Consider the following 17,018-nt stretch of genomic DNA (forward strand, 5'->3'; position numbering starts at 1 on the left):
CTGATGGATTGGCAAGCGCTGCGCAATCGTATCGATCTCAATCTCACCAGCGTCGCGTGCCGCCTGAGCGCGGTGCCGCGCCACCCGGTCACGGTAATGGGGCTGGAATTCCCGACGCCGTTGGGTATTGCGGCGGGCTTCGACCGCCACGGTGCACTGGGACGGCGTGTCGCGTCGCTGGGATTCGGCTTCAACGAGATCGGCAGCCTGACAGCGGCTGCGCTGCTCCAGCTGCAGCCAATCCCGCCAGGCGATGCACGCCTAGGCGTGAATCTGACCCTGGACGCCAGATGCTCCACCGCCGAGACCTGCGCGTTGCTACGCGGTGCCTGGCGGCATGCCGACTATCTCGTGTTGAACCTGATCGGTCCGTCTAGCGCCCCGCTGCTTCATCAGGGCGCGCGGTTGCACAACCTGCTGACCGCGCTTCGTGAAGAACAGCATCATCTGAATCAGAAAGGTGAACGTCGGGTACCGCTGATAGCCAAGCTGCGCTGCCTGCCTGAGCAGATTCCCTTCTCGCTTGCCGGCCTGCTACTTGAGCTTGGATTCGACGGACTGCTCGCTGCCCATGACCCTGGGCCACCGGCGACGCGCGAGCGCTATCTGGCATGGCAAGACCCGCAACGACAGGCGCAAGCCTGCGAACAGATCGAGCACCTGCGTCGTTTCTGCGGAAATGACATTGCTTTGCTTTCGGTTGGCGGCATCCAGACCGCAAGCCAGCTGCAGGCACGCATGCGTGCAGGCGCGGAACTGGTGCAAGTTCACGCGGCATTGCTACGCCAAGGGCCTTGGCTGGGGCGCAAACTGCTCCGCTGACACTCAACTGCTTCAAACGAAAACGCCCCGAACCAGTCGGGGCGTCCTCTCTGTTTGACAGACGAAACCGAGTGGTTTTGTCTGTCAGTTGGCGGTTAGAATTTTTCGATTTCCGCCTCAGCCTGCAGCTTCTGCCGAAACGCTGCGAAGTCCTGCTGGCCGACGCGAGATGCAAGGAAGCGTCGATAATTCAGCTTCTCTTCATCGGTCAGCGCCGCTTCCGGCTCATTGACGCCGTTCAGGCGTACAACCGCGTAATCACCGTTGCTCAGTGCCACTCCGGAATAGCTCGGCTTATCCTGCTGTTCTGGACGCGGCATGCGGAATACCGCCTGCAACAGGGCTGGCGCAACGCCTTCCTGACTGCGCGTGGCTGCCTCTACGGCTTGCCATTGGCCGTCATCAGGCTGCTGCCCTTTACGCAGGTCCGCCAACAACTGCTCACCCTTGGCGCGTGCCGCTTCGGCAGCCAGGCTGCGCTGAAGCTGCTGAACGATATCCTCACGCACATCCGCAAGTGGGATAGCCGCAGGCTTCAGGTGTTCCTTCACGCGCAGTGCAATGGAGGTATCGGGATCGAGCTCGATGACGCTGCTGTTGGCGCCATCCACCAGTACTTCGTCGCTGAAAGCAGCCTGGATCACCTGACGATTGGCCGTGATGCCTTCGCCACCGTCACGCCCGAAGGCTTCCGTGGTCTGCACCATCAAGCCGAGCTCCTGAGCGGGCTGGGCCAGGTCGGATGCTTCGAATGCCGAATCTTCCAGCTGCTTGCTGGTCTCGACGAAGCGCTGCTCGACCTGCTGCGCCTTGAGCTCGCGTACCAGCTGGGGCTTCAAGCTCTCGAAGGCAGGAACCTCCGGCGACTGAACACCCAGCAGCTTGATGATGTGCCAGCCGAATTCGGATTTGACCGGTGCCGAGACCTCGCCCTCATTCAAGGCATAGAGTGCATCTTCGAATGCCGGGTCATATACACCCGGTCCGGCGAATCCAAGGTCACCACCCTCGCTCGCAGAACCTGGATCCTGAGAGGCTTCCTTGGCGACTGCAGCGAAGTCGTCACCGTTCTTCACCCGGGTAGCAATTTCATCGATCTTGGCTTTGGCTTCGTCGTCGCTCAGCTCACCGCCGGTCTCGATGAGGATATGCGCAGCGCGACGCTGCTCGGCCAGATTGGCGATCTGCTTCTGATAAAGCTCCTGCAGCTCCTCGTCAGACACTTCGACCTGATCGAAGAATGACTCTTTCTTCAACTCGACATACTCGACGATGACCTGCTCAGGTGTACGGAAACGGTCAGCGTTTGCCTCGTAGTATTCCTTGATCTGTTCGTCACCGACCTCAATTGCCTCCTGCTGAGCAGGCAGGGTGAGAGTGGCGAAGTCGCGGGTCTGCATTTCGAGACGCGCGAAGTTATCAACCTGCTGATCGGTAACGAACCCGGTTCCGGAGATGCCGGCCCGCAGCTGTCCGATGAGCATTTCCTGCTCGAGCAGCTGGCGGAACTGGAGACGGGAATAGCCCATCTGCTGGATGACCTGATCGAAACGTGCAGCGCTGAAAGCGCCGTCAACCTGAAATTCGGGGGTTTGCAGAATCAGCTGGTCGAGTGCTTCGCTGGAGAAGGCGAAATTGGCGCTCTTGGCACTCTGCAACAGCAACATGCGATCAATCAGCGAACCGAGCGCGGAATCACGAAGCAGACGATCATCCAGCAACGAAGCATCGAAATCCTGGCCAAGCTGTTGCGCCAGCTGGCGCCGCTGCATGTTCATTGCCTGGTCAAGGTCGTAACGGGAAATCTCCTCGCCGTTGACCTCCGCGGCATTCTGGTTGTTGCTCGCGGCATTGAAGATAGCCTCGAAGCCAGTCAACGCCAGCAGCATTACGATGATGCCGATGATCGTTTTGGCTATCCAGCCTTGCGAATTGTCCCTGATGTTCTGAAGCATGCGACCCCCAGGAGTCTGCGGCGCGATCGGATGCGCAACGCGGGTGGAAACCGGATAAAAGAAAGGCGCATCCAGGGATGCGCCTTCTCGGAGCTTTTGGAGCGGTTGGGCTTATTCCCCCAAGCCAGATTGCAGCAGGCAAGGCCTGCTCGACAACCGCCCCGTGCCAGTGCAGCGCGAGCTGACTGGCCGGGTAGAAAGACGCTTAGTTGACAGCGTCTTTCAGAGCCTTGCCAGCTTTGAAGCCCGGGATCTTGGCAGCAGCGATGTTGATCGGCTTGCCAGTCTGCGGGTTGCGACCAGTGCGCGCAGCGCGCTCCTTGACAGCGAAAGTACCGAAACCAACCAGTACCACGGAGTCACCAGCCTTCAGGGCACCGGTGACGGATTCGATCACTGCATCCAGCGCGCGGCCAGCAACAGCTTTTGGGATATCAGCAGATGCAGCGATGGCATCGATCAGTTCCGACTTGTTCACTCTAAGTCCCCTTATTTCTGTTGAGTCGTATCTTTAATTTTCGGGTGTAAGCAAAGCGGTGCTAGATGGCTATGACACAAGAGGCCGATTAAACAAGGGCGCCTGAAGTGTGTCAACGTGGCCTTCCAGACTAATGCGTGCTGATTCGCTCCTTGGAATCAGGCTCGCGCTTGTCGTCCTTTGCAACAATCTCGGGAGCCGCATCGGGCAAGGGCTCCGGCGCGTATTGCAGCGCAATTTGCAGGACCTCGTCAATCCACTTCACCGGTTTAATCTGCAGGTCTTGCTTAATATTTTCAGGAATCTCTTTCAGATCACGCTGATTTTCTTCCGGAATGATCACCGTCTTGATCCCACCCCGATGAGCAGCCAGAAGTTTTTCCTTCAATCCGCCAATTGCAAGCACCTGCCCGCGCAATGTTATTTCGCCGGTCATTGCGACATCTGCGCGCACCGGAATTTGAGTCAGCGCGGAAACCAGTGCAGTGCACATGCCGATACCGGCGCTCGGGCCGTCTTTCGGAGTCGCACCTTCGGGCACGTGGATGTGAATGTCCTGCTTCTCGTGGAAATCAGCCGCCATGCCCAGGCTCGCGGCACGGCTGCGCACCACTGTAAGGGCCGCGGTGATTGATTCGCCCATGACCTCGCCCAGCGAACCGGTCTTGGTCAGGCGGCCCTTTCCGGGCACCACAGCAGCCTCAATGGTCAGCAGTTCGCCGCCAACCTGGGTCCAGGCAAGGCCAGTGACCTGCCCTACCTGATCCTGTTGTTCGGCAAGCCCGTAACGGAACTTGCGAACGCCCAGGAAATGCTCAAGGGATTCGGCGTCCACGACCACGTGGAAACGCTTCTCCGCGGCATGCTCCTTCACGACCTTGCGGCATACCTTGGCCAGCTGGCGCTCCAGGCTGCGCACACCAGCCTCGCGGGTGTAGTAGCGGATGATGTCGCGAATCGCCGCCTCCTGAAACTCCAACTCGGTTTTCTTCAGGCCGTTTGCCTCGATTTGCTTGGGCGCCAGGTAACGAATGGCGATGTTGACCTTCTCGTCCTCGGTGTAGCCCGGCAGCCGGATGACCTCCATGCGGTCGAGCAGCGGCCCAGGAATATTCATTGAGTTGGCGGTGCAGAGGAACATCACGTCCGACAGGTCGTAGTCCACCTCAAGGTAGTGATCGTTGAAATTGTGGTTCTGTTCGGGGTCGAGCACTTCCAGCAGAGCCGACGCCGGATCACCTCGCATGTCGCTGCCCATCTTGTCGATCTCGTCGAGCAGGAACAGGGGGTTGCGAACCCCTACCTTGGTCATCTTCTGAATCAAACGACCGGGCATGGAGCCGATGTAAGTACGGCGGTGACCTCGAATCTCGGCCTCGTCCCGTACGCCGCCCAGTGCCATGCGTACAAACTTGCGATTGGTCGAGCGTGCAATGGACTCGGCCAGCGAGGTCTTACCCACGCCCGGCGGGCCTACCAAGCACAGCACCGGCCCCTTGAGCTTCTTCACGCGCTTCTGGACGGCAAGATACTCGAGGATACGATCCTTGACCTCTTCTAGGCCGTAATGATCGGCATCCAGTACCTCTTCAGCCTTCGCCAGATCCAGGCGCACCTTGCTGGCAGCCTTCCACGGCACATTTACCAGCCAATCGATATAGGTACGAACCACTGTCGCCTCGGCCGACATCGGAGACATCTGCTTGAGCTTGTTGAGTTCGGCGTTGGCCTTGGTGTAGGCGTCTTTGCTGAGACCGGCGTTCTCGATGCGCTTCTTCAGCTCGTCGACTTCGTTGTGGCCCTCGTCGATATCGCCGAGCTCCTTCTGAATGGCCTTCATCTGCTCATTCAAGTAGTACTCGCGCTGGCTGCGCTCCATCTGCTTCTTCACGCGACCGCGAATGCGCTTTTCGACCTGCAGCAGGTCGATCTCGGCATCAAGCAGCGCAAGTACGTGTTCGACGCGCGCCGGGAGGTCGGTGATTTCGAGAATCTGCTGCTTCTGCTCGATCTTCAGCGCCATATGCGCAGCCATGGTATCGACCAGACGCGCGGGCTCATCGATGCTGCTCAGCGAGGAAAGAACCTCGGCGGGAACCTTCTTGCCCAGCTGCACATACTGTTCGAACTGGCTGAGCAGGCTGCGCGTGAATACTTCGGATTCGCGCGCGTCGACCTCAGCCTCTTCGATCAAGGAAACTTGGGCGCGGCAGTGGTCATCCACCTCGACGAAGCGCTCGATCACACCACGTTGCTCGCCCTCGACCAGTACCTTGACGGTTCCGTCTGGCAGCTTGAGAAGCTGCAGCACGGTCGCCACCGTGCCAACACGGTACAGCGCATCTTCACCTGGATCGTCATCAGCGGGGTTCTTCTGCGCCAGCAAGAGGATCTGCTTATCGCCGGCCATGGCGGATTCGAGTGCTTCGATGGATTTTTCACGGCCAACGAAAAGCGGGATCACCATGTGCGGGTAAACCACCACATCGCGCAGCGGCAAAAGGGGCAATTCGATGGTTGTCTTCATAATTCAGCTCTACGACGGCCATTCGGCGGTAAACGGATGGGCGATGCCCTTGCAACAAAGATGAGGGCACACACCGTAAAAAACAAGGCGGCGGACCAAATGCAAAGGGGCCCGCAGGCCCCTTTGTTCGATTACGCCTCAGGCGCCGCCTTGGCTGGCGGCTCGGTGTTCTCGTAAATCAGCAACGGCTGAGATGTGCCTTCGATCACGCTTTCATCGATGACAACCTTGCTGACCTCCTTCTGCGAAGGAATCTCGTACATCGTGTCGAGCAACACACCTTCAAGAATCGAACGCAGACCACGTGCGCCGGTCTTGCGCTCAAGAGCGCGCGAAGCGACTGCCTTGAGTGCATCCGGACGGAACTCCAGATCCACACCTTCGAGCTCGAAGAGCTTGGCGTACTGCTTGGTCAACGCATTCTTCGGCTCGGTCAGAATCTGGATCAACGCAGCCTCATCGAGTTCATCGAGCGTCGCGATCACCGGCAGACGGCCAACGAACTCAGGAATCAGGCCGAACTTAACCAGATCATCAGGCTCCACGGCGCGCAACGCCTCGCCGATCTTCTTGCCCGGGTCCTTACTGCGAACCTCGGCATTGAAGCCGATACCACCCTGAGTTGAACGACCCTGGATGACCTTCTCCAAACCGGCAAACGCACCACCGCAGATGAACAGGATGTTGCGCGTATCCACTTGCAGGAATTCCTGCTGCGGATGCTTGCGACCACCCTGTGGCGGGACGGACGCAACGGTGCCCTCGATCAGCTTCAGCAGTGCCTGCTGCACGCCTTCACCGGATACGTCCCGAGTAATCGACGGGTTATCGGATTTGCGGGATATCTTGTCGATTTCGTCGATGTAGACGATGCCCATCTGGGCCTTCTCAACGTCGTAATCGCACTTCTGCAAAAGCTTCTGGATAATGTTCTCGACATCCTCGCCCACATAGCCCGCCTCGGTGAGGGTAGTGGCATCGGCGATGGTGAAGGGCACATTGAGCAGGCGTGCCAGCGTTTCGGCCAGCAACGTCTTGCCCGAGCCGGTTGGACCGATCAGCAGAATGTTGCTCTTGCCCAACTCGACTTCTTCTTTCTTGTCGCGTTGGTTCAAGCGCTTGTAGTGGTTGTAAACGGCCACCGCCAGGATCTTCTTGGCGCGCTCCTGACCAATGACGTACTGGTCGAGAATGCCGCTGATCTCCTTCGGCGCAGGCAGTTTGTGCGCGTTGCTCTCGGTCTGCGCTTCCTGCACCTCCTCGCGGATGATGTCGTTGCACAGGTCGACGCACTCGTCGCAGATGAAAACGGAGGGCCCGGCGATCAACTTGCGTACTTCATGCTGGCTTTTGCCGCAAAAAGAGCAATAGAGCAGTTTGCCGGAGTCCTCGCCGTTGCGGGTGTCAGTCATTCGATCGATCCAATCGGGAAGGCTTGAAACACAAGATGAAGGCAATCGTGGGCTTTTTCAAGCCCACGGAGCAGCCACATATCGCAGGCTGCAGGGATCAGACCGCCAGTTGGCGCTGGGTAAGAACCTGGTCGATCAAGCCGTACTTGACGGCGTCTTCACCGCTCATGAAGTTATCGCGGTCGGTATCGCGGGCAATCACTTCCATCGGCTGACCGGTATGGTGAGCCAGTACTTTGTTCAGACGCTCGCGGATGGTCAGAATCTCACGTGCGTGGATCTCGATATCCGAAGCCTGACCCTGGAAGCCGCCCAGCGGCTGGTGGATCATCATCCGCGAATGCGGCAGGCAGTAACGCTTGCCCGCGGTGCCACCAGTCAACAACAGAGCCCCCATGGAACAGGCCTGGCCGATGCAGATGGTCGACACATCCGGCTTGATGAACTGCATGGTGTCGTAAATCGACATGCCTGCAGTCACCGAGCCGCCCGGGGAGTTGATGTACAGGTGAATGTCTTTCTCGGGATTTTCGGCCTCGAGGAACAGCATCTGCGCGACGATCAGGTTGGCCATGTAGTCTTCGACCTGGCCGACCATGAAAATCACCCGCTCCTTGAGGAGTCGGGAATAAATGTCATAGGCGCGCTCGCCGCGAGCGGACTGCTCGATCACCATCGGGACCAGGCCACCGGCGGCCTGAATGTCCGGAACTTGCATAAAAGGATTGCGGGACATGTTCCAACGATACTCCCTATGTCATGCCTCAAAAGACATAAGCCAGCACGAGGCTGGCTTATGTTTGTGCACTCGAATATATGAAGAAATCAGGCTGCTTGCGGGGCTTCCGCAGGCTTGACAGCTTCTTCGTAGGAGACCGACTTATCGGTCACTTTAGCCTGCTGCAGGACAGTATCTACAACTTGCTCTTCGAGCACAACCGAGCGAACTTCGTTCAACTGCTCGGCGTTCTTGTAGTACCAGGCGACGACCTGCTCCGGCTCCTGGTAGGCCGAGGCCATTTCCTCGATCAGCTCGCGAACGCGGGCCTCATCAGGCTTGAGCTCCTTCTGCTTGACCACCTCGGCCACGATCAGACCCAGAACAACGCGGCGCTTGGCCTGCTCCTGGAAAAGGTCGGCCGGCAGCTGCTCGGGCCTGATGTTGCCGCCAAACTGCTGAACGGCCTGCACGCGCAGACGGTTCACTTCATTGTCGATCAGCGCCTTGGGCACCTCGATCGGGTTGCCAGCGACCAGCCCTTCCATGACCTGATTCTTCACCTTGGTCTTGATGGCCTGACGCAGCTCGCGCTCCATGTTCTTTTTCACTTCAGCACGGAAGCCTTCGACGCCACCTTCCTGCACGCCGAACTGGGCGAAGAACTCGTCATTCAGCTCGGGCAGTTGCGGAGCGGCGACGGCATTCACGGTGACGGTGAACTCGGCAGTCTTGCCGGCCAGGTCGAGGTTCTGGTAGTCCTCGGGGAAGGTCGGGTTGATCACGCGCTCTTCGCCGGCCTTGGCGCCAACGAGCGCGTCTTCGAAACCAGGAATCATGCGACCGGAGCCCAGCACCAGCTGAGTGCCCTTGGCCGAACCGCCAGCGAAGGTCTCACCGTCAATCTTGCCGACGAAATCGATGGTCAGCTGGTCGCCGCTCTCGGCAGCGCGCTCGACGTTCTCGAAACGGGTGTTCTGCTTGCGCAGGATTTCCAGCATGTTGTCGACGTCGGCATCGGCGACTTCGGCCTGCAGACGCTCGATCTCGATGGCCTCGAAACCGGCCACTTCGAACTCGGGGAACACTTCGAAGGTGGCGACGTATTCCAGATCCTTGCCCTTTTCGAACACTTTAGGCTCGACGGACGGTGCGCCGGCCGGGTTCAGCTTCTCGGCAACGACGGCTTCATAGAATGTCGACTGGATCAGATCGCCCAGCGCTTCCTGACGGGCGGCTTCTTCGTAACGCTGACGGATCACGCTCATCGGCACTTTGCCGGGACGGAAACCAGGGATCTTGGCACGGCTGGCGGTCTGTTGCAGACGCTTGTTGACTTCGGTCTCGATGCGCTCGACCGGCACGCCGATGGTCATGCGGCGCTCAAGAGCGGAGGTGCTTTCAACAGAAACTTGCATGGATTTTCCTCGTTGCACAGACATAAGCCGGGCGTTCCGGCCCCAGAATGGGCAAGCATTCTAGTGGCTCGATTGACATAAGTCACCCTGCCCGTCGCGCCGAGCAAAAGCCGAGCCGCGCCCGGCGAATCACTACTTACGTCAGCCCAGCCGAAAATCGAGGACATATGCTGGCCAACTATCCCTGCACCAGACGCTTCATCCAGTCGAGTAGAACGGTAGGCAGGAGCTCAGGGCGTGGTAACAGTGCATAACGGGTTGCGCCAAATATGCGCGGCAGGTAGGCGCTGGCCTGCCGGTCGATGGTCAGGCAGAACGGCGATATACCTTGCAGCACGGCTTCCAGAACCGCCTGGCGGGTGTCCTCGACTCCGTATCGCCCTTCGTAGTCATCGTTGTCGCTAGGCTTTCCATCGGACAACACCAGCAGCAGTCGACGGGCCGCCGGCTGGCGCATGAGATTGGCGCTGGCGTGACGGATCGCCGCGCCGCAGCGGGTGTAATGCTCCGGCTCCAACGACGCTATGCGTAGCGCTACCTCCTGGCCATAAGCCTCCTCGAAGGTTTTGATATCGCGGACCACCACCGCCTCCCTGCCCTGCCCTGAGAATGCCTCAATCGCATAGGGCGCACCCAGGCTCTGCAGCGCGATGCTGACCAGCAACAAGGCTTCGCGCTCGACGTCTATCACGCGTCGCCCCTGGGATATCCAGCTGTCCGTCGATCCGCTGACATCGATGAGCAGCAGGATGGCCAGGTTCCGCTCCGCGCAACGCTGCCTGCGGTACAGACGATCGGTCAGCCCGCTGCCAGCCCGCAGATTCGCAACCGCATCCACATAGGCATCCAGGTCCAGCTCATCGCCATCGACCTGACCGCGCAACCAGGCCCGATGGGTGCGCAGCAATTCGAAGCGGCGGCGAATCCCCTCGAGCAATCCCTGATGGGACTCGAGCGTTTCCGCTACCCAGGCTGGATTACCCGGCGGGGCCGTGCGTACCTGCACGAGGGCGTTCTGCTCGCGGTAATGCTGCCTGCGGTAGTCCCATTCGGGATAGGCGATGCCTCGCTGCAGGGCCGAAACGACGGGCGCAAGCGCGATAGCAAAGGCATCCGGAGGATCATCAGCCAGCAACACCTCTTTGGGTTGCCCTGGTGACGCCACCAAACGCGCCTGAGGAAGATCGCCGAGCATTTCACCGAACAGCTCCGCATCCGCATCGTCCCGATCGATGGGCCGCTGCAAGCCCATCGGGTCCTCAGCGTGGGGATGTGGCTCGTCCAGCTGGATCATCAGCGGTCCGCTTTCCTCCGATTCATCCTCATCGGGGCTCGCCTGGCGAATGTCGGGGCGTCGCTCGAGGCGCACGCTCTGCGGCGCTGCCTGAGTGGGGTCGAACGGACTCTGAGCGCCGGCGGAGTGTTGATGGTGCGTCGAAGGTGCCAACAGCATGCCGGTCCACCAATCAGCGAAGAGCGGCTCCTGACCGATGCGTCCTCCAGAGGCAGGTTCCAGCCCCCATTCAGCCAACAATCGCACGGCCAGCTCGCACGACGCTTCAGGCGTAGGTGACTGCGGAACACAATCAGCTTCGCCAATCAGCAATGCACGCACGCGAGCCTCCAGGGGGCGTCGTGCCGAACCGAATGCACTCAGCGGTGGCCGACGTGCGTGTGCACAGGCCCGCAATGCCCGCACCGATTCAGCAAACCCTGGCATTTCCTCCAGCAGTTCACGCTCGGCCGCTTGGACTTCAAGTAGGTGGTACAGCGCCCCGGCAAGTGGCGGGAGGCTGCGCCAGAGACTCAGTGCACTACCGCGGCGGATGCGCATTGCCTGCTGCAAGGCCATCACTTTGTAGAGATTCGCCGCCAGTGCTCGATCAGGGATATCCAACGAGCGAGGAAGCCAGATGCTTGTGCCATCGGTTCCCGGTACTGCCGCCAATCGCTGCGGCCTGGGCGTGCGGCCGAACCAGTTGCCCAGCAAGGTCGGGCGCGCCGGCGGCTGGGCGATGCGCAGCCGATAGCTGTTGCCGAACACCGCCGACAGCAGCAGTTCCAAACGCTCCGCCACCTCGCTCAACGATAGACTTGCCGGTGCGTCCGGCGCAGGACTGTAGCGACGCCATAGGCGCTGGACGAAGACCGTGGCATGCCGCGCAGCGTCGGTAAGAACCTCCTCGGCTTCGGCCATGGTCTAGATGAAGGTTCCGTCGACCAGATCGCGCATCGCTCCGACCAGGGCCTCGTCGTCCGAAAGTGGCGAGACGATTGCCGCCAGGCACGCTTCCCGAACGGGTATGCCATCGACGCAGAGTGCACCCGCGGCGATCAGCAGACGAGTACTCGGCACCTCGGCCAGGCCGCGGTCCCGCAGCGCTCGCAGCCTGCGGGCCAGCGTGACCAGGGCACGCGAAGTCGGTGCGTCGACACCACTCTCGCGCTCGACGATCTTCGCCTCCGCATCTTCGCCCGGGAAATCCAGATCCATGGCCACGAAGCGCTGACGTGTGCTCGGTTTGAGATCCTTGAGCATGCGCTGGTAGCCCGGGTTGTAGGAGATCACCAACTGGAAGCCCGGCGCAGCCATCAGCAATTCACCGGTCTTGTCGATTGGCAGCAGGCGCCGGTGATCGGTCAAGGCATGCAAGACGACCACGGTATCCTGGCGCGCCTCGACGACTTCATCCAGATAGCAGATGGCCCCCTCACGCACGGCGCGGGTGAGAGGGCCATCCTGCCAGACGGTACCGTCATGGCGAATAAGGAAACGCCCGATCAGGTCGCTGGCCGACAGATCATCGTGGCAAGCCACCGTGATCAGTGGCCGGTCCAGTTTCCAGGCCATATGTTCGACGAAGCGGGTCTTGCCACAGCCGGTCGGCCCTTTGAGCATGACTGCCAAGCCACGCGCATGGCAGCGCTCGAACATCGCGACTTCATTGGCGCACGGTACGTAGAACGGCTCCCCCTCACTTGCTTTCGCCAGTGGCGGGTATTCGGGCAACGTCACGTCGGGTGTACCTCCCTCTCTGCAAGCACCGGCTCCGTATCATCCAGGACGAAGCGTGGCGTGTAGCGGAAGAAGTCGTAGATGAACAGGGCAACGCCCACGGTGAACAGCGACGCGGTGGCAATGAGCATCACGAAATGGATCTGAATCTTCAGCTGTGCATCCAGATAGCCCATGCCCATGATTCGCTCCAGATAGACCTGCGCAATGCCTGCGGTGGCAAACGACAGCGTCATGCCGAACATGCCGGTGATTTGCAGCCAGAACGCCCAGTAGCCCAGCGCCGTGCCCTGCTCCCGTCGTCCGGCAGTCAGCGATGGCAAGGCATAGCTGATCATCGCCATGACGATCATTGCGTAGGCACCGTAGAACGCGGCATGGCCGTGCATCGCGGTGATTAACGTGCCATGGGTCCACTTGTTGACGCTCGGCCAGGTATGAGCCAATCCCAGTAGCCCGGCACCGAACAGGGAGAACAGCGCACTGCCGATCGTCCAGTGCAACGCCAGCGTATTCGGGTGCGCCAGCCCCGAGCGGCGCATGGCGCCGTAGGCATAGGCGGCCATGCCGACGAGCGCGAGCGGCTCAAGCGCGCTGAAAAACCCGCCAATGGGCAGCCAGTAAGTGGGTACGCCGACCCAGTAATAGTGGTGCGCCGTGCCGAGGATGCCGGCGAGAAACACCAGGCCGACGATCACGTACAGCCATTTCTCCATGACTTCCCGATCCGCACCGGACAAGCGGATCAGCAGGTAGGCCAGGAAGCCGCCCATGATCATCATCCAGACGCCCTCGACCCACAGATGAATCGTCCACCAGCGATAGAAAATGGAAACCGTGTAGTTCTCGTAATGCAGCAACGCCGGCAAGTACAGGAGTGCGGCACTGACAAAGCCGATCATCAACACTGCTTCGGTCGTGGTGAAACGCCCCGCTTTGCGGATCGTCATGCCGATGTTGTAGAGGAAGATCAGCATGCAGATGACGATGACGATCTTGTGCGGCAACGGCTGCTCGAGCAGTTTGTTGCCGGTGCCGTATCGGAACAGGTAGCCGATGATCGCCGTGACGCCCATCAGCGTCCAAAGCACCAGCTGTACATAGGCCAGCTTGGTGCTATGCAGCTCGGCGCGCGACTCTTCCGGAATCATCCAGTAGGTCGCCCCCATGAAGCCGGTCAGTACCCAGACGATCAGCAGGTTGGTGTGAATCACCTTGGTCACATCGAAAGGCAGGATATACAACAGCGGGTCCGGCCCGATGTACTTGGTTGCCGAGAGCAGGCCGAACACCAGCTGCAGGCCGAACAACACCATCGCGACCGCGAAGTACCAGTAGGCGACCGATTGGGACTGATAGCGCATCGTAGTTTCCCCTTGAGGCGAACGTGGGTCGGCTTGGCCGTCGTGTCACTTGAGCGTTTCGAGATAGGCCGTCAGCTGATCGATCTGCTCATCCGTCAGGCTGCCGTCGTAACCGGTCGGCATGAACGAGGTGCCGTCTGCCGAATACATCGCGCCGGGAACGATGTGCGCGCTGGGTGACACGATCGACTCGCGGATATAGCCGCGCGCATCCTGCGCCTGCCCTTGGTAGTCGGGCGCCGCGACGATAGCCGCCGCCCGAGTTGCAATACCGGCGAGCGTGGGGCCAGCCATATCAGCGCCGGGTGCGGTGGAGTGGCAGGCATTGCAGGCAGGCACTGCGCCTCGGAAAACCTGCTCACCCAGCGCGCGCTCGTCATCCCCGGCATCCACCGGCCGGGCACCAGGCGGTAAATCACTGCGCTGCTCGCCGCCAGTCTTCAGTGTGTCTGCACCCGGCACGAAACTGCCGGTCACCAGGATCGGTCGCGGCGGCCAGCCCTGGTTGTCCACCTTGCTGACCCAGTCGAGAAAGGCGATCAGGTCACTGATTTCGTCTTCGGCCAGGTCCTGTTTCGGCATCAGACGCCGATGGATCTTCTCGTCGTAGAACTTCGAGGGATCGCGCATATAAGCCTTCAGATACGGCTCGCCGCGATGCTGGGTGATCTTCGTCAGATCGGGCGCGTAGTACGCGCCCTCGCCGAACAGCGTGTGGCAGTTGATGCAGTTGTATTTGTGCCAGACATCCATCCCGTGCTTGACCTCCGCCGTGATGCTGTCGGCATTGGTCAGCTTGGGGAACTGCCGGTGGCTATCCACCGTCAGCCCGATGAACACGAGCGTCGCCACACCGGTTGCAGCAATCGCGAAGAGCCTCGCTTGACGGTTGTTCATGGCGTGCCCTCAGACATTGATGCCTGTCCAGTGAATGAGCGTCATCGTGAATGCATAGAGCATCGCGCCGAACATCAGCGCCAGCACGACCACACTCAGGATCTTCAACGGGCCGTAGAGCTTTCGAGCCTGCATGCTTTCTCCTTCGCAGCGTTAGCTGCCGTATAAGCAAACCGCGCTCAGTGCCCGGAGTGCGGATCGATCGGTTCGGGGCTGGAGAAGATCGAGGAATCCGCGTCGCCCTTCACCGTCAGCACACCGCTCAGGCCTTTCTCGGCGCGCGACAGGGCGTGATCAACGAGGATGTATCTGCCCGGGTAATCCGCGACGAACTCGACCATGGTCGCTCCGCCGGCAGGTACGAGGGTCGTCTGCACATCCGTCAGCGGCGGGCTGGTCAGCGAAGCCTGGTCGAAGACCTTGTCGAAGATTTCACCGATGACGTGAAAGCTGGAGATCAGGTTGGGGCCACCGACTCCGAAGAAGATGCGCACGCTGTCGCCTGCGTTGACTTCCATCTTGTGAGTCTTGGTCAGCGCATCGGTCGCGCCGTTGAACATCATGTGCTGCGGCGTTTCACCCAGCAGCATGTCCAGCGAGAACTCGTGCAGGCCGCGTGCCCCCGCTGCAAGCCCATCGGGTCCTCAGCGTGGGGATGTGGCTCGTCCAGCTGGATCATCAGCGGTCCGCTTTCCTCCGATTCATCCTCATCGGGGCTCGCCTGGCGAATGTCGGGGCGTCGCTCGAGGCGCACGCTCTGCGGCGCTGCCTGAGTGGGGTCGAACGGACTCTGAGCGCCGGCGGAGTGTTGATGGTGCGTCGAAGGTGCCAACAGCATGCCGGTCCACCAATCAGCGAAGAGCGGCTCCTGACCGATGCGTCCTCCAGAGGCAGGTTCCAGCCCCCATTCAGCCAACAATCGCACGGCCAGCTCGCACGACGCTTCAGGCGTAGGTGACTGCGGAACACAATCAGCTTCGCCAATCAGCAATGCACGCACGCGAGCCTCCAGGGGGCGTCGTGCCGAACCGAATGCACTCAGCGGTGGCCGACGTGCGTGTGCACAGGCCCGCAATGCCCGCACCGATTCAGCAAACCCTGGCATTTCCTCCAGCAGTTCACGCTCGGCCGCTTGGACTTCAAGTAGGTGGTACAGCGCCCCGGCAAGTGGCGGGAGGCTGCGCCAGAGACTCAGTGCACTACCGCGGCGGATGCGCATTGCCTGCTGCAAGGCCATCACTTTGTAGAGATTCGCCGCCAGTGCTCGATCAGGGATATCCAACGAGCGAGGAAGCCAGATGCTTGTGCCATCGGTTCCCGGTACTGCCGCCAATCGCTGCGGCCTGGGCGTGCGGCCGAACCAGTTGCCCAGCAAGGTCGGGCGCGCCGGCGGCTGGGCGATGCGCAGCCGATAGCTGTTGCCGAACACCGCCGACAGCAGCAGTTCCAAACGCTCCGCCACCTCGCTCAACGATAGACTTGCCGGTGCGTCCGGCGCAGGACTGTAGCGACGCCATAGGCGCTGGACGAAGACCGTGGCATGCCGCGCAGCGTCGGTAAGAACCTCCTCGGCTTCGGCCATGGTCTAGATGAAGGTTCCGTCGACCAGATCGCGCATCGCTCCGACCAGGGCCTCGTCGTCCGAAAGTGGCGAGACGATTGCCGCCAGGCACGCTTCCCGAACGGGTATGCCATCGACGCAGAGTGCACCCGCGGCGATCAGCAGACGAGTACTCGGCACCTCGGCCAGGCCGCGGTCCCGCAGCGCTCGCAGCCTGCGGGCCAGCGTGACCAGGGCACGCGAAGTCGGTGCGTCGACACCACTCTCGCGCTCGACGATCTTCGCCTCCGCATCTTCGCCCGGGAAATCCAGATCCATGGCCACGAAGCGCTGACGTGTGCTCGGTTTGAGATCCTTGAGCATGCGCTGGTAGCCCGGGTTGTAGGAGATCACCAACTGGAAGCCCGGCGCAGCCATCAGCAATTCACCGGTCTTGTCGATTGGCAGCAGGCGCCGGTGATCGGTCAAGGCATGCAAGACGACCACGGTATCCTGGCGCGCCTCGACGACTTCATCCAGATAGCAGATGGCCCCCTCACGCACGGCGCGGGTGAGAGGGCCATCCTGCCAGACGGTACCGTCATGGCGAATAAGGAAACGCCCGATCAGGTCGCTGGCCGACAGATCATCGTGGCAAGCCACCGTGATCAGTGGCCGGTCCAGTTTCCAGGCCATATGTTCGACGAAGCGGGTCTTGCCACAGCCGGTCGGCCCTTTGAGCATGACTGCCAAGCCACGCGCATGGCAGCGCTCGAACATCGCGACTTCATTGGCGCACGGTACGTAGAACGGCTCCCCCTCACTTGCTTTCGCCAGTGGCGGGGATTTGGGGAACGTCACGTCGGGGGGT

General features: G+C 60.6%; 15 protein-coding genes. 1 reads left to right on the forward strand and 14 read right to left on the reverse strand.

All coding sequences use genetic code 11. The annotated features are described in order from the left end of the window. Window positions 1-3 precede the first annotated feature (3 nt). On the forward strand, window positions 4-822 hold the full coding sequence (locus F753_RS44555; protein WP_041207313.1) for a beta/alpha barrel domain-containing protein: 819 nt from the start codon (window positions 4-6) through the stop codon (window positions 820-822). Window positions 823-917: 95 nt separating this feature from the next. Here F753_RS44555 and F753_RS44560 read toward each other — a convergent pair whose 3' ends face one another. The 14 genes from F753_RS44560 to F753_RS44620 all read right to left on the reverse strand — a co-directional run bounded on the left by F753_RS44560 (window position 918) and on the right by F753_RS44620 (window position 17,008). Next, entirely contained in the window at window positions 918-2,777 is a 1,860-nt protein-coding gene (locus tag F753_RS44560) for a SurA N-terminal domain-containing protein (protein WP_023446629.1), read from the reverse strand. 205 nt (window positions 2,778-2,982) lie between these two features. Further along, window positions 2,983-3,255 (reverse strand): nucleoid-associated protein HU-beta, encoded by a 273-nt coding sequence (gene hupB, locus F753_RS44565; protein WP_003282502.1) that lies wholly within the window; start codon window positions 3,253-3,255, stop codon window positions 2,983-2,985. 130 nt (window positions 3,256-3,385) lie between these two features. Continuing rightward, window positions 3,386-5,782 (reverse strand): endopeptidase La, encoded by a 2,397-nt coding sequence (lon, locus tag F753_RS44570; protein WP_023446630.1) that lies wholly within the window; start codon window positions 5,780-5,782, stop codon window positions 3,386-3,388. 131 nt (window positions 5,783-5,913) lie between these two features. Further along, window positions 5,914-7,194, reverse strand: a complete 1,281-nt coding sequence (gene clpX, locus F753_RS44575; protein ID WP_014820283.1) for an ATP-dependent Clp protease ATP-binding subunit ClpX — start codon at window positions 7,192-7,194, stop codon at window positions 5,914-5,916. A 97-nt stretch (window positions 7,195-7,291) separates the two neighbouring features. Next, window positions 7,292-7,930, reverse strand: a complete 639-nt coding sequence (gene clpP, locus F753_RS44580) for an ATP-dependent Clp endopeptidase proteolytic subunit ClpP (protein ID WP_031298278.1) — start codon at window positions 7,928-7,930, stop codon at window positions 7,292-7,294. 89 nt (window positions 7,931-8,019) lie between these two features. Further along, window positions 8,020-9,330 (reverse strand): trigger factor, encoded by a 1,311-nt coding sequence (tig, locus tag F753_RS44585; protein ID WP_031298279.1) that lies wholly within the window; start codon window positions 9,328-9,330, stop codon window positions 8,020-8,022. Between the two features lie 178 nt (window positions 9,331-9,508). Beyond that, window positions 9,509-11,527, reverse strand: a complete 2,019-nt coding sequence (locus F753_RS44590) for a nitric oxide reductase activation protein NorD (protein WP_023446633.1) — start codon at window positions 11,525-11,527, stop codon at window positions 9,509-9,511. 3 nt (window positions 11,528-11,530) lie between these two features. Continuing rightward, window positions 11,531-12,346 (reverse strand): CbbQ/NirQ/NorQ/GpvN family protein, encoded by an 816-nt coding sequence (locus F753_RS44595; protein WP_031298281.1) that lies wholly within the window; start codon window positions 12,344-12,346, stop codon window positions 11,531-11,533. Beyond that, window positions 12,343-13,710 (reverse strand): cbb3-type cytochrome c oxidase subunit I, encoded by a 1,368-nt coding sequence (locus F753_RS44600; protein WP_023446634.1) that lies wholly within the window; start codon window positions 13,708-13,710, stop codon window positions 12,343-12,345. The genes F753_RS44595 and F753_RS44600 overlap by 4 nt, the downstream gene beginning before the upstream one ends. Window positions 13,711-13,755: 45 nt before the next feature. Further along, window positions 13,756-14,607 carry a c-type cytochrome gene (locus tag F753_RS44605; RefSeq protein ID WP_023445815.1) on the reverse strand — a complete coding sequence of 284 codons (852 nt, stop codon included), beginning with the start codon at window positions 14,605-14,607 and terminating at the stop codon, window positions 13,756-13,758. A gap of 9 nt (window positions 14,608-14,616) precedes the next feature. Continuing rightward, entirely contained in the window at window positions 14,617-14,742 is a 126-nt protein-coding gene (locus tag F753_RS50210; protein WP_015277086.1) for a hypothetical protein, read from the reverse strand. Between the two features lie 44 nt (window positions 14,743-14,786). Then, entirely contained in the window at window positions 14,787-15,197 is a 411-nt protein-coding gene (locus tag F753_RS49315; protein ID WP_023446635.1) for a multicopper oxidase domain-containing protein, read from the reverse strand. Further along, complete coding sequence (locus F753_RS44615; protein ID WP_023446636.1) at window positions 15,167-16,189, reverse strand: hypothetical protein; 1,023 nt, start codon at window positions 16,187-16,189, stop codon at window positions 15,167-15,169. Before F753_RS44615 ends, F753_RS49315 begins: the two co-directional genes overlap by 31 nt. Window positions 16,190-16,192: 3 nt before the next feature. Further along, window positions 16,193-17,008: a CbbQ/NirQ/NorQ/GpvN family protein gene (locus tag F753_RS44620; protein WP_031298282.1), complete on the reverse strand. Its 816-nt coding sequence runs from the start codon at window positions 17,006-17,008 to the stop codon at window positions 16,193-16,195. Between the last annotated feature and the right edge of the window lie 10 nt (window positions 17,009-17,018).

Source organism: Stutzerimonas chloritidismutans AW-1 (assembly GCF_000495915.1).
GTDB lineage: Bacteria > Pseudomonadota > Gammaproteobacteria > Pseudomonadales > Pseudomonadaceae > Stutzerimonas > Stutzerimonas chloritidismutans.